The 21,603-nt window shown below is 40.7% G+C and carries 18 protein-coding genes and 1 pseudogene; 14 read left to right on the plus strand and 5 right to left on the minus strand.

Annotation, left to right across the window (positions count from 1 at the left end; genetic code table 11):
- Positions 1 to 26: 26 nt before the first annotated feature.
- Genes infB through rimP form a run of 3 tightly spaced genes read right to left on the minus strand, consistent with a single transcriptional unit; the run spans position 27 to position 4,706 of the window.
- Positions 27 to 2,705, minus strand: a complete 2,679-nt coding sequence (infB, locus tag QQK05_RS17985) for a translation initiation factor IF-2 (protein ID WP_284301262.1) — start codon at positions 2,703 to 2,705, stop codon at positions 27 to 29.
- Positions 2,706 to 2,728: 23 nt separating this feature from the next.
- The gene (nusA, locus tag QQK05_RS17990) at positions 2,729 to 4,222 is read right to left on the minus strand and encodes a transcription termination factor NusA (RefSeq protein ID WP_284301264.1); all 1,494 of its coding nucleotides are present in this window, start codon (positions 4,220 to 4,222) and stop codon (positions 2,729 to 2,731) included.
- 28 nt (positions 4,223 to 4,250) lie between these two features.
- Positions 4,251 to 4,706 (minus strand): ribosome maturation factor RimP, encoded by a 456-nt coding sequence (gene rimP, locus QQK05_RS17995; protein WP_284301266.1) that lies wholly within the window; start codon positions 4,704 to 4,706, stop codon positions 4,251 to 4,253.
- A 432-nt stretch (positions 4,707 to 5,138) separates the two neighbouring features.
- Here rimP and QQK05_RS18000 point away from each other — a divergent pair, with 432 nt between their 5' ends.
- The 9 genes from QQK05_RS18000 to nth all read left to right on the plus strand — a co-directional run bounded on the left by QQK05_RS18000 (position 5,139) and on the right by nth (position 13,825).
- Positions 5,139 to 7,007, plus strand: a complete 1,869-nt coding sequence (locus QQK05_RS18000) for an EAL domain-containing protein (protein WP_284301268.1) — start codon at positions 5,139 to 5,141, stop codon at positions 7,005 to 7,007.
- Positions 7,007 to 7,144, plus strand: coding sequence for an EAL domain-containing protein (locus QQK05_RS18005; protein ID WP_284301270.1), 138 nt, complete (start codon positions 7,007 to 7,009; stop codon positions 7,142 to 7,144). The genes QQK05_RS18000 and QQK05_RS18005 overlap by 1 nt, the downstream gene beginning before the upstream one ends.
- Positions 7,145 to 7,311: 167 nt before the next feature.
- Positions 7,312 to 7,890 carry an electron transport complex subunit RsxA gene (gene rsxA / locus QQK05_RS18010; protein ID WP_284301272.1) on the plus strand — a complete coding sequence of 193 codons (579 nt, stop codon included), beginning with the start codon at positions 7,312 to 7,314 and terminating at the stop codon, positions 7,888 to 7,890.
- A gap of 1 nt (position 7,891) precedes the next feature.
- Positions 7,892 to 8,446 carry an electron transport complex subunit RsxB gene (gene rsxB / locus QQK05_RS18015; protein WP_284301275.1) on the plus strand — a complete coding sequence of 185 codons (555 nt, stop codon included), beginning with the start codon at positions 7,892 to 7,894 and terminating at the stop codon, positions 8,444 to 8,446.
- A gap of 12 nt (positions 8,447 to 8,458) precedes the next feature.
- Entirely contained in the window at positions 8,459 to 10,780 is a 2,322-nt protein-coding gene (gene rsxC, locus QQK05_RS18020) for an electron transport complex subunit RsxC (RefSeq protein ID WP_284301277.1), read from the plus strand.
- Positions 10,781 to 10,783: 3 nt separating this feature from the next.
- Positions 10,784 to 11,842 carry an electron transport complex subunit RsxD gene (gene rsxD, locus QQK05_RS18025; RefSeq protein WP_284301279.1) on the plus strand — a complete coding sequence of 353 codons (1,059 nt, stop codon included), beginning with the start codon at positions 10,784 to 10,786 and terminating at the stop codon, positions 11,840 to 11,842.
- Between the two features lie 2 nt (positions 11,843 to 11,844).
- Entirely contained in the window at positions 11,845 to 12,477 is a 633-nt protein-coding gene (rsxG, locus tag QQK05_RS18030) for an electron transport complex subunit RsxG (RefSeq protein WP_284301281.1), read from the plus strand.
- Positions 12,477 to 13,184: an electron transport complex subunit E gene (locus QQK05_RS18035; RefSeq protein WP_284301283.1), complete on the plus strand. Its 708-nt coding sequence runs from the start codon at positions 12,477 to 12,479 to the stop codon at positions 13,182 to 13,184. Before rsxG ends, QQK05_RS18035 begins: the two co-directional genes overlap by 1 nt.
- Positions 13,185 to 13,192: 8 nt before the next feature.
- A complete protein-coding gene (gene nth / locus QQK05_RS18040) occupies positions 13,193 to 13,825 on the plus strand; it encodes an endonuclease III (RefSeq protein WP_284301285.1) in 633 nt (210 codons plus the stop codon).
- 82 nt (positions 13,826 to 13,907) lie between these two features.
- Here nth and QQK05_RS18045 read toward each other — a convergent pair whose 3' ends face one another.
- Entirely contained in the window at positions 13,908 to 14,843 is a 936-nt protein-coding gene (locus tag QQK05_RS18045) for a LysR family transcriptional regulator (RefSeq protein WP_284301287.1), read from the minus strand.
- Between the two features lie 139 nt (positions 14,844 to 14,982).
- Here QQK05_RS18045 and QQK05_RS18050 point away from each other — a divergent pair, with 139 nt between their 5' ends.
- The 3 genes and pseudogenes from QQK05_RS18050 to QQK05_RS18060 form a co-directional block, all read left to right on the plus strand.
- The gene (locus QQK05_RS18050) at positions 14,983 to 15,912 is read left to right on the plus strand and encodes an alpha/beta hydrolase family protein (protein WP_284301289.1); all 930 of its coding nucleotides are present in this window, start codon (positions 14,983 to 14,985) and stop codon (positions 15,910 to 15,912) included.
- A 42-nt stretch (positions 15,913 to 15,954) separates the two neighbouring features.
- Positions 15,955 to 16,770 carry an SDR family oxidoreductase gene (locus QQK05_RS18055; RefSeq protein ID WP_284301292.1) on the plus strand — a complete coding sequence of 272 codons (816 nt, stop codon included), beginning with the start codon at positions 15,955 to 15,957 and terminating at the stop codon, positions 16,768 to 16,770.
- 70 nt (positions 16,771 to 16,840) lie between these two features.
- A pseudogene (locus QQK05_RS18060) lies at positions 16,841 to 17,086 on the plus strand (endonuclease III); the annotation flags it as partial.
- 84 nt (positions 17,087 to 17,170) lie between these two features.
- Here QQK05_RS18060 and QQK05_RS18065 read toward each other — a convergent pair.
- On the minus strand, positions 17,171 to 18,052 hold the full coding sequence (locus tag QQK05_RS18065; protein ID WP_284301322.1) for a LysR family transcriptional regulator: 882 nt from the start codon (positions 18,050 to 18,052) through the stop codon (positions 17,171 to 17,173).
- Positions 18,053 to 18,194: 142 nt separating this feature from the next.
- On the opposite strand from QQK05_RS18065, the gene QQK05_RS18070 reads away from it, so the two are divergent.
- Together QQK05_RS18070 and QQK05_RS18075 are read left to right on the plus strand one after the other, a co-directional pair.
- Positions 18,195 to 19,379, plus strand: coding sequence for an MFS transporter (locus QQK05_RS18070; protein WP_284301325.1), 1,185 nt, complete (start codon positions 18,195 to 18,197; stop codon positions 19,377 to 19,379).
- Positions 19,380 to 19,632: 253 nt separating this feature from the next.
- A complete protein-coding gene (locus tag QQK05_RS18075; RefSeq protein WP_284301294.1) occupies positions 19,633 to 21,597 on the plus strand; it encodes a methyl-accepting chemotaxis protein in 1,965 nt (654 codons plus the stop codon).
- Positions 21,598 to 21,603: the final 6 nt, after the last annotated feature.

The following is a 21,603-nucleotide window of genomic DNA, read 5'->3' on the forward strand; positions in this document are numbered from 1 at the left end:
AATTTATGCGATTTACGCCACTAAAATTATAAACTACGTTTTACTTCGACTGTCTCGAAAACTTCGATCTGGTCGCCTACACGTACGTCATTGTAGTTCTTAACACCGATACCACACTCAGTACCGTTACGAACTTCTTGTACGTCATCTTTAAAGCGACGAAGTGACTCTAACTCACCTTCGTAAATTACGACGTTCTCACGTAATACACGAATTGGCGCGCTACGCTTAACGATACCTTCAGTTACCATACAACCAGCGATTGCACCAAGCTTCGGTGACTTAAATACATCACGAACTTCAGCAAGACCAATGATCTCTTGCTTAAATTCTGGTGCAAGTAAACCACTCATCGCTTGCTTAACTTCATCGATTAGTGCATAGATTACACTGTAGTAACGTAAATCAACGCCTTCAGATTCAATCACTTTACGAGCAGCAGCATCAGCACGAACGTTGAAACCAACCACGATAGCGTTTGAAGCAGCTGCAAGTGATGCGTCAGTTTCGGTAATACCACCTACACCTGAACCAATGATTTTCACTTTTACTTCATTAGTTGATAATTTAACTAATGCGTCTGAAATCGCTTCTAATGAACCTTGAACGTCTGACTTAAGTACCACGTTAACTTCTGAGATATCGCCCTCTGCCATATCTGAGAACATGTTCTCAAGTTTCGCTTTTTGTTGACGTGCAAGTTTCACATCACGGAATTTACCTTGACGGTACAAGGCTACTTCACGCGCTTTACGCTCATCCTTAACAACGGTTGCCTCGTCACCAGACTGTGGCACACCAGAAAGACCTAAAATCTCTACAGGAATCGATGGACCTGCTGACTTGATTTGACGACCAAGTTCATCGCGCATTGCACGAACACGACCATACTCTAAACCACAAAGTACGATATCACCTTGTTTCAAAGTACCTTCTTGAACAAGGATAGTCGCCACTGGACCACGACCTTTATCAAGTTTAGATTCAACAACAACACCACTTGCCATCTTGTCTACTACAGCGTTTAGTTCTAAAACTTCTGCTTGTAATAATACAGCGTCAAGTAAGTCATCAATACCTTCACCAGATTTCGCTGATACGTGAACAAATTGTGTGTCACCACCCCAGTCTTCAGGGATTACATCATGTTGAGACAACTCGTTTTTAACACGATCTGGATCTGCTGTTTCTTTATCGATTTTGTTAACCGCAATTACGATTGGCGCTTCAGCAGCTTTAGCATGCTGGATTGCTTCAATTGTTTGAGGCATTACACCATCATCGGCAGCAACAACGATAATAACGATATCCGTAGCTTTCGCACCACGTGAACGCATTGCAGTAAACGCGGCGTGACCAGGAGTATCTAAGAAAGTTACCATGCCATGGCCAGTTTCTACGTGATATGCACCAATGTGCTGTGTAATACCACCAGCTTCGCCTGCAGCAACTTTTGCTTCACGAATGTAATCAAGTAATGATGTTTTACCATGGTCAACGTGACCCATGATAGTAACAACTGGTGCACGTGTGATTGATTCACCCGCTTCACCACGGTCAGATAGAACCGCTTCTTCTAACGCATTTTCTTTAACAAGTACAACCTTGCGACCCATTTCTTCAGCAACTAATGCTGCTGTCTCTTGGTCAATCACTTGGTTGATAGTCGCCATAGCGCCCATCTTAAACATTACTTTAACAACTTCGGCGCCTTTAACAGACATCTTGTTTGCTAAGTCAGCAACAGAAATTGTTTCACCAATGCGAACATCCTGCATTTTAGTTTCAGCTGGTTTTTGGAAACCGTGCTTCAAGCTTTGTGGTGCAGATAATGTTTGTTTACCGCGTTGGTTCTTACCACCACGTTGATTCTTATCAGCTGGCTTTTTCTTCTTGCGACGACGACGACCTTCATCAGCAGAATCTTCTTTATCTTCTGCTTCTTGCGCAAATTTAGAAGAAGTAAGGTGAACTACGTCATCTTCATGCGCTTTACGCTCTTCTTCTTGTGCTTTCCAGCGAGCTTCGTTTTCTTCTGCTAGCTTGCGAGCTTCTTCTGCAGATTTACGCGCTTCTTCTTCCGCTTTAGCTTTTGCTTCAGCTTCTTGCGCTAAACGAATCTTTTTCGCCTCGTCACTTTCAACTTCTTTCTCTTCAGGCTTAGCTGCTGATTCTTCAATTGCTTTGGCTTTCGCTTTAGCAGCTTCTTTAGCTTTTGCATCTGCTAATGCTTTCGCTTCTGCATCTGCTTTCGCTTTTGCTTCTGCTGCGGCTTTCGCTTCTGCTTCTGCCTTAGCTTTTGCTTCAGCTTCTGCTTGCGCTTTAGCTTCCGCTTCTGCAGCTGCTTGAGCTTCTGCCTCTGCTTGAGCTTTTGCTTCTGCTTCAGCAATTTGTTGTTCTTCTAAATCGCTACGCTTGACGTACGTGCGCTTTTTACGAACTTCAACTTGCACTGATTTAGCTTTGCTACCTGAACCTACAGATAAAGTCGTTTTCTTCTTACGACTTAATGTCATTTTGCTTGGCTGAGCAGCAGAGTCATCACCATGCTGCTTTTTAAGGTGCTCAAGCAAAGTTTCTTTTTCTTGCTCGGTTACTGAATCAGAGACATTTTTATTAATGCCTGCTTCAGCTAATTGGTTCACCAAACGATCCGCCGGTGTTCCGATTTCTTTGGCAAGTTGTTCAACTGTTACTTCTGCCATCTATAAATTTCTCCCGGCGTTATCTATTCTTCACTAAACCAACAAATATTACGTGCAGCCATGATTAGCTCACCCGCAGTGGTTTCATCTAATTCTTCAATCTCAACAAGATCATCAACACCTTGCTCAGCAAGGTCTTCTAACGTGCAAACGCCTTTGCTTGCTAATACGTATGCAAGGTGCTTGTCTAAACCTTCAAGTGCTAGTAGGTCTTCAGCAGGTTCTGCACCTTCTAGTGTTTCTTCTGTCGCTAACGCTTGTGTTGTCAGTGCAGCTTTTGCACGCTCACGAAGCTCTTCAACGATTTCTTCATTCATGCCATCGATTTCAAGAATCTCTGCAACAGGAACATAGGCAATTTCTTCTAATGATGAGAAACCTTCTTCTACTAAGATAGTGGCGAAATCGTCATCGATGTCTAACTTCTCAGTAAATAGCGTAATAACCTTGTCGTTTTCTGCTTGGTGCTTTTCGTTCATGTCAGCAACTGTCATCACGTTTAATTCCCAACCAGTTAACTGGCTAGCTAAACGGACGTTTTGACCGCTACGACCAATCGCCATCGCTAAGTTACCTTCTTCAACAGCGATATCCATAGTGCCTTGGTCTTCATCAACAATAATTGATGCAACTTCAGCTGGTGCCATTGCGTTGATAACAAACTGTGCTGGGTTATCGTCAAATAAAACGATATCAACACGTTCACCGCCTAATTCACCTGAAACGGCTTGTACACGTGAACCACGCATACCAACACAAGCACCAACAGGGTCTAAACGTTTGTCGTTACTCTTAACAGCGATTTTCGCACGAGAACCTGGATCGCGAGCTGCGCCTTTAATTTCCAGCATCTCTTCACCAATTTCTGGTACTTCAACGCGGAATAGCTCAACCAACATTTCTGGCTTTGTACGGCTAACAAATAATTGAGCGCCACGTGCTTCTGGTTTGATTGCGTATAACAAACCACGAACACGGTCACCTGGACGAAATACTTCGCGAGGTAACATGTCATCACGGTAAATGATTGCTTCAGCATTATTACCGAGATCTAAAATTACGCTATCGCGAGATGCTTTTTTAACAACACCTGTGATTAATTCACCCACTTGGTCTTGGTAAGCATCAACAATTAAACGACGCTCTGCTTCTCGTACTTTTTGTACAATAACTTGTTTAGCAGTTTGTGTTGTAATGCGGTCAAACTTAACAGATTCGATTTGCTCTTCTACGTAGTCGCCTACATCTAAAGTTTCATCTTCATACTGAGCAGCAGCTAAGCTGATTTCTGCGTATGGGTTTTCTGTTTCATGATCTTCAGCAACAACTAACCAACGACGGAAAGTGTCAAACTCACCTGTCTTACGGTCTATTTCAACACGTACAACGATGTCACCTTCGTACTTTTTCTTAGTTGCCGTTTCTAAAGCTGTTTCCATCGCCTGAAAAATACTCTCGCGTGGCAATGCTTTTTCATTAGAAACCGCATCAACAACTAGTAATACTTCCTTACTCATGTTCTCTAGCCTTTAATCTATTTAATGCTTAAAACTGTGCGACAAGGTTACCCTTGTCAATGTTGCCGAAAACTAATGCATAGTCTTCACCGTCCACCACAACATGTAATGTGTCGTTTTCTATACTTTCTAAAATACCTTTAAACTTACGACGACCATTAAAAGGTATTGCTAATTTCACTTGAATTGTCTCACCGACTACTTCTTCGTAATGTGCAAGATCGAATAACGGACGATCTACACCAGGTGAAGACACTTCAAGGTTGTATTCACTGCTAATTGGATCTTCTACATCAAGAATTGCACTAACTTGTCGGCTCACTTCAGCACAATCATCTACGTTGATGCCATTTTCGTGGTCAATAAATAAACGTAAGATAGAGTTATTACCTGCTGAGATAAATTCTACGCCTAATAATTCCTTGCCAGTTTCCTCAACGGCAGGTCGTAACATATCAGTTAGTTGATGTTCAAATTTAGCCAATCACATTCTCCAAAAACAAAAAAAGGGCATATAGCCCAGCGAATAAAGTCATGCTGTTATTATAGCCAAGTAAATTTCGACTATAAAAAAACCCCATCGTTGGGGCCTTATCCACTGAACCCAATATCGTGAATTGAACTTTGAGTCTGTACGTTCAATTCATACACTCGCTCCAACCTAACTGCGTACTCACAAGGTTAGATTCGTCAGTAAAAGCGTTGTGTATTTCAGACGGCGAAATTATATCCTCACGGGCAACGTTAAGCAAGCGATTATCCTGATTAAACCGAAATAAAGGAGAATTGAAGAAGAATACTGAGTAAATCAAAAAACCAAATAACCTTGTCGGCGCCCGAAGGTTAGAAAGTTGAATATTTTCATGTTATAAGAGCAATATTACAATCATAACAATAGTTTTATAAACGACACTTTATGTATACATTTAGTCAGTTACTCGCTCGAAATACAATTTTAGGATTAATATTTAGCGTAAGCTTAATTGCGCTTTGTACTTGGTTCAGTCAAACATTACTGAGCGAACGCCAAGATAAGTTTGAAGGTTCTCTCATCGCGATGGCAAGTGCAATGGATCAACAGGCAAGCACTCAAACAATCGTAAAGACGATAAAAGGTGCAAATGATTACCGCCTGTTGCTGATCACAAATGATGAAAATAAAAATCTAATGAAGCATCAAAGTGGACAGCAGCACGTTATTTCAACCTTCATCGCACCACCAAACACTGAGGTTTGGCTCAACAGTCATAGTTTAAAAGTGACTTATGCCTTATCTGATGACTTACTCATCCAAAAGCTAATCAAAATATATGCCGCTATCGTTCTTTTTACAGCAATTATTGTGATCGTCTCAAGTATTATCAGTCTCAAATCATACAGAGCGTTTTTCAACACGATAAACGAGCAAATTCGAAAAGAAATCCTCTCATTTATGCCCGCTGATGATAGTGAAATCCAATATAAAACCAAAACAACGGTTGAACTACCTGAACTCAAAAAGGGCCTCACCAACTTACAATCGTTAATTGACAACCATAAAGCCAACTCACACCAGCTAGAAAAAGAGGCGTATACAGAGACACTAACGCAGTTACCAAATAGAAACCGTTTCGTGCAATACTTTGAACACAAAGTAACAGAAACAAATGAAATCAAATTTGGTGTGCTACTAATTACTCGTTGTAGCGAGCTTCAAACAATCAATCAAATTAGTGGTTACAAAGAAGGTGACAATTACATTTGTAAAGTGTCTGATATTTTAAAAAGTGAAATTGAGAAATATCAGGGTGGACAATTATTTAGATTAAACAGCTCAGACTTCTCGACGATTTTACCCAATATAACGATGAAAGAAGCTGAAAAATATGCCCAGGCATTAACAGAAAAATTCAATCAATATCAGCAATCCGCCGATCTTGATTCTGTTGCTTATTCTGGTGTGGTTGCCTTTACAAACAATGAACCTTTAGGGGAAATATTAGCCCTTGCAGATACTGCTATTAGTGTTGCCCAAACCCAAAGTGTCAATGCATGGTATGCGCAAAAAGATGGTGATGCCGACAGCCCATCAAACCATTATGGTAATCAAAATTGGCGTCAAGAGATTGATAGCGTGCTAACCGCGCAACGAGTTTCCTTATTGATTCAGCCAATAAAACCGACGACAAAAAACACTAAAATGTACGGCGAAATATTGGCACGCTTTAAAAATGCCAATAAAGAAACGCTGCCAACTGCATCCTTTATCGCAATGGCTGAAAAGCTCGATAAAATCGTCGCTGTTGATCGCATGATAATCGAACAAGCATTAACGGAAATTAATCAAAAGAATCTGCAGAATGTTCAGTTTGGTATCAATATTAGCTCCCGCAGTATCCACGATGAACATTTTCTTATTTGGTTAGAGCGCCGTTTGTTGCGTGAAACCAATATTGCACCGAATCTTATTTTCGAAATCACAGAATATGGTTTACAGCAAAACGTTCAAACAAGTAAACGCTTCATTGATATGGTGCACAGAGTTGGCTCTCGTGTAACCGTTGAAAGATTCGGTGTAGGACTTACCTCATTCAAGTTTTTCAAAGAGCTTAAACCTGACTACATCAAAATGGACAGCACCTACACGCGAGATATTGACGAAGATAAAAACAACCAATACTTCCTGCGCGTTATGGTTGATTTAGCACATAGGTTGAGTATCAACGTATTAGCAGAAAACGTTGAAACACAAGAAGAAAAACATACCCTTGAGAAGTTGTTTATCGATGGATGCCAAGGCTTCTAATGGTTGATTTAGCACATAGGTTGAGTATCAACGTATTAGCAGAAAACGTTGAAACACAAGAAGAAAAACATACCCTTGAGAAGTTGTTTATCGATGGATGCCAAGGCTTCTATATTGGTAAACCAGAACAAATGTAAGCTCAAATTTCCACTTAAGCAAAATGGCGCGAAAGCGCCATTTTGCTTATTTAGGTCCACATTATTAAAATCAACGTATTAAATTAAAATCCATAATTGTTATCCGGTTGTTATCTCTGTAATAAACAAGGATAATAGGGCCAATTTTTTCGATCTAAATACCTGGAATGACCGAATATTTTCTTCTGTTAGTTAGTACAGTACTAGTAAACAATTTCGTCCTTGTTAAGTTTTTAGGGCTATGTCCATTCATGGGCGTGTCATCAAAAACTGAAACGGCCATTGGGATGTCCTTTGCGACGACCTTTGTACTTACACTTGCCTCAACATTGAGCTACCTAGTTAATGCCTACATTCTTGAGCCATTATCACTAGAATTCTTAGAAACGATGGCATTTATTCTGGTCATTGCAGTTGTCGTTCAATTCACGGAAATGGTTGTCCATAAAACTAGCGCGAACTTATATCGCTTATTGGGCATATTCCTTCCATTAATTACGACAAACTGTGCAGTTTTGGGTGTTGCATTGCTCAATACGATTGAACAACATAATTTCTTTGAATCAATTGTTTACGGGTTTGGAGCGGCTATTGGTTTTTCAATGGTACTCATTATGTTCGCAGCTATGCGTGAACGTTTAGCGAATGCTGACGTACCAGGACCATTTAAAGGCTCTGCTATCGCCATGATAACAGCAGGCCTAATGTCTCTCGCATTCCTAGGTTTTACGGGGTTAGTTAAGTAATATGACGACCCTCATTGCAATTTTAGTGATTGGTTTACTCGCCGCCTTATTTGGTGGGTTGCTTGGTTTTGCTTCTGTAAAGTTCAAAGTTGACGGTGATCCGCTTGTCGACCAATTAGATGCACTTCTGCCTCAAACACAATGTGGTCAATGTGGCTACCCTGGTTGTAAACCCTACGCAGAAGCCGTGGCAAATGGCGAGGCGATAAATAAGTGTGCGCCAGGTGGTGACGACACAATTAAAAAAATCGCTGATTTAATGGGTGTCGAACCTATCGCTATGGATGAAAGCCATGAGTCTGATAATACGCCAAAAGTTGCATTCATTATCGAAGACGACTGCATTGGCTGTACTAAATGTATTCAAGCATGTCCTGTAGATGCCATCATTGGTGCAGCAAAACAAATGCATACGATCATTGCAGACGAATGTACTGGATGTGACCTGTGTGTAGCACCGTGCCCAGTAGACTGTATTGAAATGCGCCCTATTGAAGAAACGCCGCAAAACTGGCGTTGGGACCTCAATAGCATTCCCGTCACTCAAGTAGAGTAGTAAGAGGTTATCGTGGAATCTATTATCGAACGAATTAATAATGGTAAGTTTTGGCAATTTCATGGTGGCGTTCATCCACCAGAGCAAAAATGGTTGTCAAATGATAAACCTATACGCCCACTCGATTTACCGCCAATGTTGTGTCTTCCGTTACAGCAGCATATTGGTGTCGCCGCAAAACCAATCGTTGCGCCAGGTGACTACGTTTTAAAAGGCCAACCTTTAACCCAGAATCACAATCCAATGGCGGTGCCTGTTCATGCACCAACCAGTGGTTTTATCGAAAAAATTGAGCGTGCAACTATCCCTCACCCATCGGCGATGCAAGAACCTTGTATCTTTTTGAAGCCAGATGGAAAAGATCAGTGGATAAAAAGAGAAGTATGCGACGATTTTTATTCGCTGTCTCGTGAAGATATTATTTCAAAAGTTGCAAATGCAGGTATTGCAGGAATGGGTGGCGCCGGCTTCCCTACCCACATCAAAGTCAATCATAAACCAGTTATTGACTTTTTAATCATCAATGCCGTTGAATGTGAGCCTTATATTACGTCTGACGATTTACTCATGCGTGAGCATGGACCAAGTATTATCGATGGCGTGAAAATCCTTGATCACCTGTTACTTCCAGAACACATTTTAATTGGTGTTGAAGATAATAAACCGGAAGCGATTAAAGCCTTAGAAACTGCAACACAAGGCTACGACAAAGTCAAAATCTGTGTCTTACCCACGAAATATCCAACAGGCGGTGAAAAGCAGTTGATTAAAGCATTGACGGGCAAAGAAGTACCATCTGGTGTTATTCCGGCGCAAATGGGCATCGTTATGCAAAACGTTGGTACTTGTTATGCGATCGCAGATGCCGTGATCAACGATACGCCATTAATCAAACGTGTTGTAACCGTAACAGGCAAGAGCTTAGATAAACCACAAAATGTTTGGGCCTTGCTTGGCACGCCGGTTGAATTTCTGTTAGAGCAATGTGGCTACCAAGAAGATAACAACAGTATGTTAATAATGGGTGGCCCTATGATGGGCTTCACCATGCCGTCAACGCAAATCCCAATAATTAAAACATCAAACTGTATACTTGCGCCAAGTAATACTGAAATCCCTGTAGCTAGCGAAGAGCAAGAATGTATTCGATGTGGCGAATGTGCTGAAGTTTGTCCGAGTCAATTGTTGCCACAAGAGCTTCAGTGGAGCGCTAAAGCAAAAGATTATGATCAGCTTAAAAAGTTGAATTTATTTGACTGTATTGATTGTGGAGCTTGCGCATTTGTTTGTCCTAGTCAAATCCCCTTGGTGCAATACTACCGTGTAGCAAAAGCAGAAATTAGATTTCAGCAAGTACAAGAAATTAAAGCCGAAAAAGCCAAATCCCGTTTTGAGGCACGCAAAGCGAGACTCGAACGAGAGAAAGTGGCTCGCGAAGAAAAGCATCGTAAAGCCGCTGAAGCCCGTCGTGCTAAAATGAATGCAAATACTGAAGAGGCAACTAATGCCAAATCAGCTGTTGCAGCAGCATTAGCACGAGTAAAAGCTAAAAAAGCAGGCGAGACATCTGACGAAAATGCTGCAGCACCGAAGTCAGAGCAAAAGTCTGCCGTAGCTGCTGCTGTCGCGCGAGCTAAAGCGAAAAAGCAAGCACAGCAAGCAGAGTCAGCTACTGAGGTTTCGGACAAAGACACTGATAAATCGCGCGTTGCAGACGCAGTTGCACGTGCTAAAGCAAAGAAACAGGCGCGAGCTGAACAATCTGTAGACCAAGTTGAAAAAGAGTCATCTCCAGCAGATGACAAAAAGTCTCGCGTTGCTGCTGCAGTCGCCAAAGCTAAAGCGAAGAAGCTTGCAGAAAAAGCACAAACAGAATCAAATCCAGATGTAGAAAACACATCAACAGAAGTACCTAGCAACTCGCTTGACAATGCCACACAAAAAGAATCATCTGCACAAGATGATAAAAAAGCCAGAGTTGCAGCAGCTATTGCGAAAGCTAAAGCCAAAAAGCTTGCAGAAAAAGAACAGTCCAATGAGGTAACACCTCAATCAACAGAAGCTTCGGCGGAGCCAGCTCCGACAGCAGATGATGACAAGAAGGCTAGAGTTGCAGCGGCTATTGCTAAAGCAAAAGCGAAAAAACTCGCTGAAAAACAAGAGACAGTTAAAGACGAGCAAACCAATCTCGCGCCGGAAAAGGAAGTTGATGCTAAGCCCTTCGAAGCGTCAGAAGAAGATGTGACGCCAGCACCGGTTGATGATAAAAAAGCACGAATTGCTGCAGCTATTGCCAAAGCTAAAGCTAAGAAACAAAAAGCAGAAAATAAATAAACTATGACCTATTGGATCGCCAGCTCTCCACACAACCACACGCAATCAAGCACAGCAGCGTTAATGCGTTTGGTAATTCTAGCCTTATTACCGGGTATATTTGCCCAGTGGTATTTTTTTGGTTGGGGCAATCTTATTCATATTACTATTGCAATAATGACAGCACTGGTATGTGAATTTACCATGCTATCAATGCGCAATCGTAAAATAAAACCAGAACTTCTTGATGGTAGCGCGATATTAACCGCCGTATTAATTGGCATTAGCTTACCTGCAATTGCACCTTGGTGGATAACAGTAATCGGTGCGGCATTTGCGATTATTGTCGTAAAGCATTTGTATGGCGGTATAGGACATAACCCATTTAACCCAGCAATGGCCGCTTATGTTATGTTGCTTGTATCATTTCCACTACAAATGACATCATGGCAACCGCCGCTTGAGTTGATGCAATTCTCACTAGACTTTTCGCAAACCTTAACGGTAATTCTTACAGGGTTCACACCAGATGGTTTTTCTATTGAGCAATTAAGAACGCATGTTGACGGATATACAATGGCAACGCCGTTGGATACCTTGAAAACCAATTTAACCCTAGGTATGACGGTATCTGAGAGTTCACAAGGGGTTGTATTTGGCGAGCACTTTTCACTGGGCTGGGAATGGATCAATGGTGGATTTTTACTTGGCGGTATTTATCTAATCTACAAAAAAGCGATTCCTTGGGTAACACCGGTAAGCTTTTTAGCAAGCCTATTTATATGTTCATTCATTGCTTATGTCATATCACCAGATACTGCCTCTTCGACAATGTTTCACTGGTTAAGTGGTGCAACGATGCTGGGCGCATTCTTTATTTTAACCGATCCTGTATCAAGCGCTACGAGCGTAAAAGGCCGTATAGTTTATGCAGCTCTTGCAGGCTTCCTCGTCTTCATAATTCGCCACTTTGGCGGCTATCCTGATGGTGTTGCTTTCGCGGTATTACTTTGCAACATGGCGGGGCCATTAATCGATCAGTACACGCGACCAAGAACCTATGGCCACGAGGTAAGGAAATAGCTATGAAACAAGCAATTAATAGTAATGCAAAGCTACTAGCTGTTTTCGCTATTGTCTGTACCTTAGTCGTTAGCGTAATCAGTGAGTTAACCAAACCACGTATTGCGAAACAAGAACAAGCGCAGTTATTGAAAACCTTACATGCGATTATCGATGAGAACGCGATAAATAATGATCTTTATCAGGACTGTGCGCTGATTACGGATCCACTGCTTGGCCCTGATGAGACTCAAACAGCATATTTAGGTAGATTCGATGGGCAACCGGTGGCCGCGGCAATAACCACAACCGCGCCAGATGGTTACAATGGTAAAATACATTTGCTGGTGGCATTAAGCTACGACGGCGTTGTGACAGGCGTTAGAACATTAAAGCACAATGAAACTCCAGGTCTGGGTGACAAAATAGAATTAAAGCGCAGTGATTGGATTACAAGCTTCAATGGCAAATCCATTGAGAAGGCATCTGATTCTCGATGGAATGTGAAGAAAGATGGTGGTATGTTTGACCAGTTTACTGGCGCAACAATCACCCCAAGAGCTGTTGTAAAAGCAGTAAAAAATACAAACCTTTATTTTAACGCGAACAAAGAAGCATTGTTTAACAGCACAAAGTCTTGTCGAGGTGAGTCATAATGTTAAATGCAGAATACAAAGATCTCGCTATTCAAGGTTTATGGAAGAACAACCCAGGGCTTGTTCAACTTCTTGGCTTGTGCCCTTTACTTGCAGTAACGGCGACAGTAACTAATGCATTAGGCTTAGGGGTTGCAACCTTACTCGTATTAATAGGCTCGAACGTTACTGTCTCTCTGATTCGTCAATGGGTACCGAAGGAAATTCGTATTCCCGTGTTCGTCCTAGTTATTGCAGCATTTGTAACGGCAATCCAGTTATTAATGAACGCATTTACCTTTGGTATTTATCAATCCCTTGGTATTTTCTTACCACTTATCGTAACCAACTGTGCAATCATTGGACGTGCCGAAGCTTATGCTAGCAAAAATCCAGTGAAGCAAGCCGCATTTGACGGTTTAATGATGGGGTTAGGCTTTGCATTAGTCCTTGTCGTTCTTGGTGCAATAAGAGAGATATTGGGTCAAGGTACCCTTTTCGATGGTGCCGAACTATTACTTGGTGATTGGGCTTCAGTATTGCGTGTTGAAATATTACATTTAGACAACAAATTTTTATTAGCCATATTACCACCAGGTGCATTCATTGCTATGGGCTTCCTAATTGCAATCAAAAATGCAATTGACGAGAAACAGAAAGAAAAACAAAAACTCAATCAACCTGAAAAAGAGTCTATTGAGCGTGTCCGTGTAAACTTTGATAGTTAAAAATAATAATGAATAAAGAAAAACGATTAGAGATCCTTACTCGACTAAGAGACAACAATCCAAACCCAACAACAGAATTAAACTTTAATAGTCCTTTTGAGCTGTTAATCGCTGTATTACTCTCTGCACAAGCAACGGATGTAGGGGTTAACAAAGCGACTGGCCCATTATTTGCGGTCGCTAATACACCTCAAGCAATTCTGGATTTAGGGCTCGATAAACTTAAAGACTACATAAAGACCATCGGCCTATTTAATACCAAAGCAGAAAACACTATCAAAACTTGTCAAATGCTTGTTGATTTGCATGGTGGAGAAGTCCCTGAGAGTCGAGAGGCACTTGAAGCCTTGCCTGGTGTAGGGCGAAAAACAGCAAATGTTGTGTTAAATACCGCCTTTGGCTGGCCAACAATTGCTGTAGATACTCACATCGACCGAGTTTCAAACCGCACTAAATTTGCCATGGGTAAAAACGTCGTAGAAGTTGAGAACAAGCTATTAAAAGTTGTACCTAAAGAGTTCAAAGTCGATGTCCATCACTGGCTTATTCTTCATGGTCGTTACGTTTGTACCGCTCGTAAACCAAAATGTGGCTCTTGTATTATTGAAGATTTGTGTGAGTATAAGGATAAGACAGATTAAAGGACAGCATAGAGCGAAAAGCGATCTGTTATTTTAAACGTTCAGTCCGCAATATGCTTCAAGGAAAAAGTTCTAATAATCACTAGGAATGAAGTTTCTCTGAAATGAATTCTAAGAAGCATGCTACTCTGCGAGTCTGTCTATTATCAGGAGCGTAATACATATAAACATTAGGAACATCACACCAATGATCTTTTAGCAATGGAACTAATTGCTCAGACAAGAAATACTCCCTGACCGTTGCGTCCATAAGATATCCAATGCCAAGTCCTTTTAAGGCGCTATCAACCATGACTTCGGAATTGTTTACTATCATTGCTGTATTCAATTGTGAGAGAGTTACAATTTCACTTTCTTTACTCTTTGAGCTGTGTAAATGAACTGGAAGAATTTTTTGGCTAGAAGGTGCTCTGAATTGAATTAATGAATGCTTTTTTAAGTCTTCTACTGAGGTCGGTATGCCAAAATGAGCAACATATACATGTGAGGCAAACAGTGCGAGTTTTGGATGGTGTTCACTACTATTAATTCGTTTAGCAATCATAGTTTCATTGACAGTTTCTCCAAAACGAAAACCAATATCAAAGTGATGTTCAACCTGACTGTCAAAAGAATCAGACAAGGTTATTTCGAGCTGAATAGCCGGAAATTGTTGTTGGAAATCCATGAGTACATCTTTGAGAAAAACATCGTATATATCTCTCGCCATGTTTAACGATAAGCTACCACTGGGGTTGTTACTGTGATCGCAAATTAGCTCTACAGCATTTCTTAAATCATCAACGCCAGAATGAACTAGCTCATAAAACCTCTTGCCTATTTCTGTCGGCGCAATTGCTCTTGTCGTACGACTAAACAAAGGTTCGCCAACGCTCTTTTCTAATAGTTTCAAAGAAGAACTCACTGATGCAGGGCTAATATTAAGCATTTTTGCAGCTTTGCTGATGTTTCCTTCCTCAAAAATGGCCTTAAAAGTTGCAATCTGATTGTAAGTTATATCGTTTTTGAATTCTTGCATTTTGCTTTTATTTTTAATTTCAACCTAATATTGATTTAGATTACCACTACCTAGTGCTTGACTGAAGTTAAATATAGACTAATAAAACACTGATAATTAAGCAAACGCGAAACACAATAAATGTGAAGGAGCTTTAGATATGACGAATCAATTAAATGAAGAACAAAAAGCAATGCTATCGGCAGTCGCACAAGGGTATGTAAGTCTTCCGGTTGACCGCGCCCCAATTCTAGCAACACCAACAGACTATGGTCTTGAGTTTGAAGATGTAAAGTATATGACTGAAGACGGCCTTGAGCTTGCTGGTTGGTTTATACCAAAAGACGGTTCAGACAAACTAATAATTTGTAATCACCCTGCGACACTCAATCGCTATGGTTTCCCCGGTCATAAAGCGCCGTGGAGTGACTTTCAGAACATTGAGGTAAAATTTGGAAATGTATACAAAGCCCTCCATGATGCAGGCTATAACGTGCTTACGTATGACTTACGTGGTCATGGTGAGAGTGATGCTTCAAAGGAGAATAAATGGGGGCAAGGTTTTAGTGATGAACATAAAGATGTAATTGCAACCTTTGAATATGTTAGGTCACGAGACGACCTGAAGGAAATGATTATTGGCCTTTTCAACCCTTGTGCTGGCGGTAATGCAGCTTTCTATGCATTAACTAAACATCCTGAGTATGCAAAAAAAGTCAAAGCATTTGTCTGTGCTCAACCTGCCTCTATCAACATCATGTCTAGAGTTGCCGTAGACGGTATGGGGTTGAGTGAGCACTTTGAGTTCTTTGCGAGCGAGATTGAAAAAAATATCGGTATAAAACTCGAAGATATGACACCTCATAAATATGTACAAAATTTTCATATCCCTACTTTCATTATTCAAAATAAAGAAGATATTTGGACAGTTCCTGCTGATGTTCAAACCACGTTTGATTTGATTCCAACCGCGAACAAAAAACTTCATTGGATAGAGAATGGCGATACTAGACGATTTATTGGTTATAACTATTGCGGCGAGTACCCTGAACAAATGATTGAGTGGTTCGACACATACATGAATGCCTAGTAATTCCAATTATTAATCCCGAAAAAAGATAAAGGATACGTGATGAACAAAACAGTTTTAATTACAGGTACGAGCTCTGGTTTTGGAAAGCTCGCGGTTAAAAAGTTTCAAGCTGAAGGCTGGAATGTTATAGCGACTATGAGAACGCCTGAAAAAGAACAAGCGCTGAGTCAACTTGAAAATTTATTGCTACTAAAGCTCGACGTGACAGATAAGCGTTCAATTACTAAGGCTGTATCTGACGGCATCTCACATTTTGGAAAAATTGACGTATTAGTTAACAATGCTGGTTTTGGGTTACAGGGGATATTTGAATATACCACCGATGCGCAAATGCGAAGACAGTTCGATGTAAATGTTTTCGGCCTAGTTAGCACTACCCAAGCATTGCTGCCACACTTTCGCGCTAATGAATGTGGCGTAATTGTCAACGTTGCATCAATCGCTGGACGTGTGGCGTTTCCATTTACGACTTTCTACCACGCATCAAAATTTGCAGTAGAAGGGCTAACCGAATCGTTACAATATGAACTAATGCCTTTTGGTATTCGCGTTAAATTAATTGAACCGGGCGCATTTGATACCAAGATAAACAGCAATTCCGTATGGGCGATTGGTGAAAGTGGCAATCCATATTTGAACAAGTTAGACGTTGCTAAAACGACCATGCAGGGTATGGCAGCAGCATCTAAGCAAGATCCAGAGGAAGTGTCCGATGCCATTTTTACCGCTGCTACCGATGACTCCGACATTCTGCGTTATCCTGTAGGTGGGGATGCATTTCAGATTTTTGAGTCACGAGTGAAAATGAGTGATACCGAGTTCAAGAATATGATGAAGATGAACTTGGGTATCTAGTTAATTTGGCTGTTACTACGTCCGCTATTAGCGCAAAGCAGAAGTAAATATAGATCTACTTTAATTATATTTCGGCTGGCCTACCATAGCCGTAGATACGCACATTGATCGCGTATCCAACCGCACCAAATTCGCCATGGGTAAAAACGTCGTTGAAGTTGAAAACAAGCTATTAAAAGTTGTGCCTAAAGAGTTCAAAGTCGATGTACATCACTCGCTTATTCTTCACGGTCGTTACGTTTGTACCGCTCGTAAACCTAAATGTGGCTCATGTATTATTAAAGATTTGCGTGAGTTTAAAGATAAAACTGAGTAGTTATCTGTATTGTTTAATCGAGCGAGTGCTAAACGGTTGAGCAGCAGGTTTTAAATTATATTATTAAAATTAATCGATAGATAATTACAAATTTAGCCGTGGTTTAATAAAGCTAATAAATGAATTAACACGCTCAGAAACAGAAGATGACTTGTAGTACACAGCGTTAACTAATTCCCTCTCAGAATTCTTTACCCGATATTCATCGAGCAACGAGATTAACTTACCTGCTGCAATATCTTGATTAACCATAAAGCCCGACAAACAACTAATTCCTCCGCCAGACAGCACCAATTGTCTTATTGTTTCTCCATTACTTGCTGTGATCGAGGGCTCTACCATAGTTAGTCCATCAATAGGCCATTTGTTAAGTGCCTTGATATTTGAAAAACCAATCAACTGATGAGAGTCAAGATCTTTGGGCTTTTTAGGCAAACCATGTTGCGCCAAATAATCTGGAGAAGCGACAATAAATAAAGGGCTTTTTCCTAACGGCGTAGCATGTAACGTCGAGTCGTCGAGTTTACCTATCCTGATTGCCACGTCAGTGCGCTTTTCAATTAAATCAACGATCCCTTCATTTGAATTGAGCTCTAACTCAATACTTGGATAAGCTTTGGAAAAAGCCTGAATATGAGGTGCTAATTGGTGAAATATAAATGGACTAACCGCATCAACTCGTAACTTTCCCTTAGGCTGCTTTGCTAGCTCAACAATCCTAGCTTCTGCGTTGTAGATCTGTTTGAGCCCTGCAGAAACTTCTTCCACGAATTGCCTTCCTTCCTCTGTCAACATGACTCGCCTTGTCGTTCTGATGAGGATACTAGTACCTAGCGCTTTTTCTATCTTAGTTACTGAACGAGAAATGCGGGCCACTTGAATATTGAGTGCATCGGCTGCGGCCGAAAACCCACCAAACTCGACAACAGCTAATAATAACTCTAAATCATCTGATCTTGTCCTAATAGCCAAATTACCACCATTTACTACAAAAGTATTTTTTCTTTACTGCCATTTATTGCAAAAGATTACCAGTAAATAATAGTACCTTCAATCAAGAGGTAACCAACTTAATGCTTACCTTACCTATTAATACTTGGAGATGTATATACCCATAGCATTACTAGCACTTGCGCTTAGCGCTTTTGCGATAGGAACAACTGAATTTGTCATTGTCGGTTTGCTTCCTACAATGGCACAAGATTTAAACATATCAATCCCTTCTGCTGGGCTACTAGTTAGCCTATATGCACTTGGGGTCGCTGTAGGTGCCCCCGTTCTCACCGCATTAACAAGCAACAAGAATAGAAAACATGTATTGCTGTCTGTTATGGGATTATTTGTCATCGGAAACCTAGTCGCATGGCAAGCACCAAGTTTCGAGGCCCTTGTAGTCGCAAGAATACTGACAGGTCTTGCGCATGGCGTATTTTTCTCAATTGGCTCTACCATTGCTACTAGTTTGGTGTCAAAAGAAAAGGGAGCAAGTGCCATCGCTATAATGTTTACCGGTTTAACAGTCGCATTAGTAACAGGTGTACCACTTGGTACTTATATCGGTCAAATTTGGGGTTGGAAGACTACATTTTTAACGGTATCCGTTTTAGGTGTAATAGCGATGATTGGCAGCGCCATGCTGGTACCTAGCAATTTGAAGCAATCAAATCCGGTAAAACTTATGCAACAAGTTAATGTATTAACGCACCCTCGTTTACTTTTAGTTTACGCTATTACAGCCATTGGATATGGGGGAACATTTATAGCATTTACTTATTTGGCTCCAATTCTAAATGAAGTCACTGGCTTTGAATCTAGTTCGGTTGGATTAATCTTATTGGTCTATGGCGTATCAGTGGCTATTGGGAATATTTGGGGCGGAAAAATGGCTGATAATTTTGGTCCAACTATGGCATTAACTATTATATTTTCAGGTCTCGCTGCTATTTTGTTTTTGCTAAACTTTACTGCATATGACCCAGTTATGGCAGTGATCACAATTCTTATTTGGGGAGCATTTGCTTTTGGCAACGTGCCTGGTTTGCAAGTCTACGTTGTTAAATTAGCGGAGAAATTTACCCCAGATGCTGTTGACGTTGCATCAGGTTTGAACATAGCAGCATTCAATATAGGAATCGCAATTGGTTCATGGGGAGGCGGCATTATTGTCCAGAATAATGGTTTAATGGCTACACCGTCAGTTGGTGCTCTTGTTGTTATTATAGCTTTAGTTTTAACACAAGTTAGTCGTAAGCTTGACCAAAACTCCGCTACTGCCCCACTTGCTAAAGCTTAGTTATTTTTGTTAGTAGAAAAAACAGTCGGCCCTATGCTAACCCTGTACTCAATCGTGCAGGGTTTGTTAAAGGCGAAGGTTAAGAGTAAAGAAAACAAGCTTTCAACTACATTATCCTATAAGTAAACCATCCAACAAAATCCACCGTTTGTACTATTATTAAGTAGTGTTTTTCTTTGCACAGAACTCTGGCCATTTGTAATTCATCTACTCCAAGTTGATGCATTTCTTTGTCTATTTAGGAGCTAAAGCTTTGCTTAAATATGTTTCATCAAGATTAAATGTTTTCATCATGTTGCCATGTGCACTGCTCGCACTTATCGTTAGCTATGATGTGTATCATTCCTATAACAAGATGGTTAATGCATATGAATCTGAATATAACGCTTTTTTATCACACGAAACCTTATCTGTGGTTCATGAAGTACAAAAAGAGCGAGGTTTAACTGCAGGTTACATTGGCTCACAAGGAGCACGTTTCAAAAGTGAATTAAATCAACAACGAAAGCTTGTTGATGAGGCTATGCAGACGCTCAAAGCGCAAAGGAGCAATTGGCAACTTAGCGACGACATGATTATTGCTTATAACGAGTTTATTTCACCTTTTAACAAGATTGCCGATACGCGACGCGCCGTCGATTCTTTATCACTTCCACTAAGCAACGCTTTAAAATATTACACGGGTATAAACTCGTCAGGCCTTCATGTTGTTATTATGGCTTCAAAATTAAGTACCAACCAGATTATCTCTGCTGAGTTATTTAGTATTTACAATTTTTCTTACACCAAAGAGTCGGCTGGTATTGAGCGAGCGGTTCTCGCTAACGTATTTTCTGCTGATGAATTTAGTCCACAATTGAGAATTAAACATACCGAATTAGTAACAAAGCAAGATGTCTTTACTTATGAAGCGTTAGAGTCGGCGACATCCGATATTATCGATATATTCAATGACGCGCTGACAAGCGAGTTTAATGCAAAAGTAGAAGAGTACAGAGAGGCCGTTGCAAATAAAGACGCTAATTTTAATCGTCAAGCATCAGAGTGGTTTAAGGTCGCTACCGAACGAATTAACCTACTCAAAGAAGCAGAAGAAAAAGCGTTAAGAGTGGTTGATAAGACCGCCATCAAAATTCAACAAGAAGCGGTAGTCATACTGGTTGTTGAACTCGCCATTTTAGTGCTAGGTATTTTAGTCACAATTGCGCTATCACTGGCGATAAAAGTCCGTAAAAATCAGTCAGACCAAATTAAACATGGTATCGATGTTGCGCTAAATGAACGAAATTTGGCTGATGAAATCCAAATTGTTAGTTTTGATGAACTCGGTGATGCTGCCCGAAACATCAACTCACTCACTCAACTGTTCTCAGGTGATTTAAAAGAGTTTTTAGTAACATCGAGAAACATCAACGCTGCCTCTGAACAAACAGCGACTGCGATTAACCAAAGTAAACATAACTTGAAACAACAGCAATTGGAACTAGAAGGTGTTGCTAACTCTATAATTGATATGGACAGAAGCGTTAATGACATTGCTAATTCAATGGAAAGTAATGCACATTCAATACACACCGTAGTAAACGATGCTGTTGATGGCAAAAATGTAGTTACCGACGCTGTTACTGTTATACGTGAAGCGGCCCAGGATATGACAGCGTCTGCTGATTCCATCAGTGATTTAAATGAAAGAATTGGAAGCATCACGAGTATGGTTCAGCTAATTCAAGGTATTGCGGAACAAACTAATTTGCTTGCACTTAACGCAGCTATAGAGGCTGCTAGAGCTGGAGAGCAAGGAAGAGGTTTTGCCGTTGTTGCTGACGAAGTTCGTTCATTAGCAAGCAGAACACAACAATCCACAGAGGATATAGCTCGAATTGTTAATGAACTTCAAGAAGGCTCAAAACAAGCTTTCAACATCATCGAACACGGGAAAAACAATGCAATTGACGCATCCAAGCAAGCCGAATTAATAAAAGAAACGCTAGACAATATCAGTGAAAAAATTAACGAAATTCAAATAGTTTCAGACTCAGTGGCCTCAAGCACAAAAGTACAAGCAAATGTGCTACAAGAAGTTAGTGAGAGTATTACCAGTATCTCTCATCGTGCCTCGGAAAACGTTGCTGGTGCTGAACAAATATCTGTGGCCGCGGAGATGATTGCCAGTTCTGCACTTGATATGGATGAAAAAATTGTCAAATACAAAACATAATCAAGA

Source organism: Thalassotalea loyana (genome assembly GCF_030161435.1).
Classification (GTDB): domain Bacteria; phylum Pseudomonadota; class Gammaproteobacteria; order Enterobacterales; family Alteromonadaceae; genus Thalassotalea_G; species Thalassotalea_G loyana.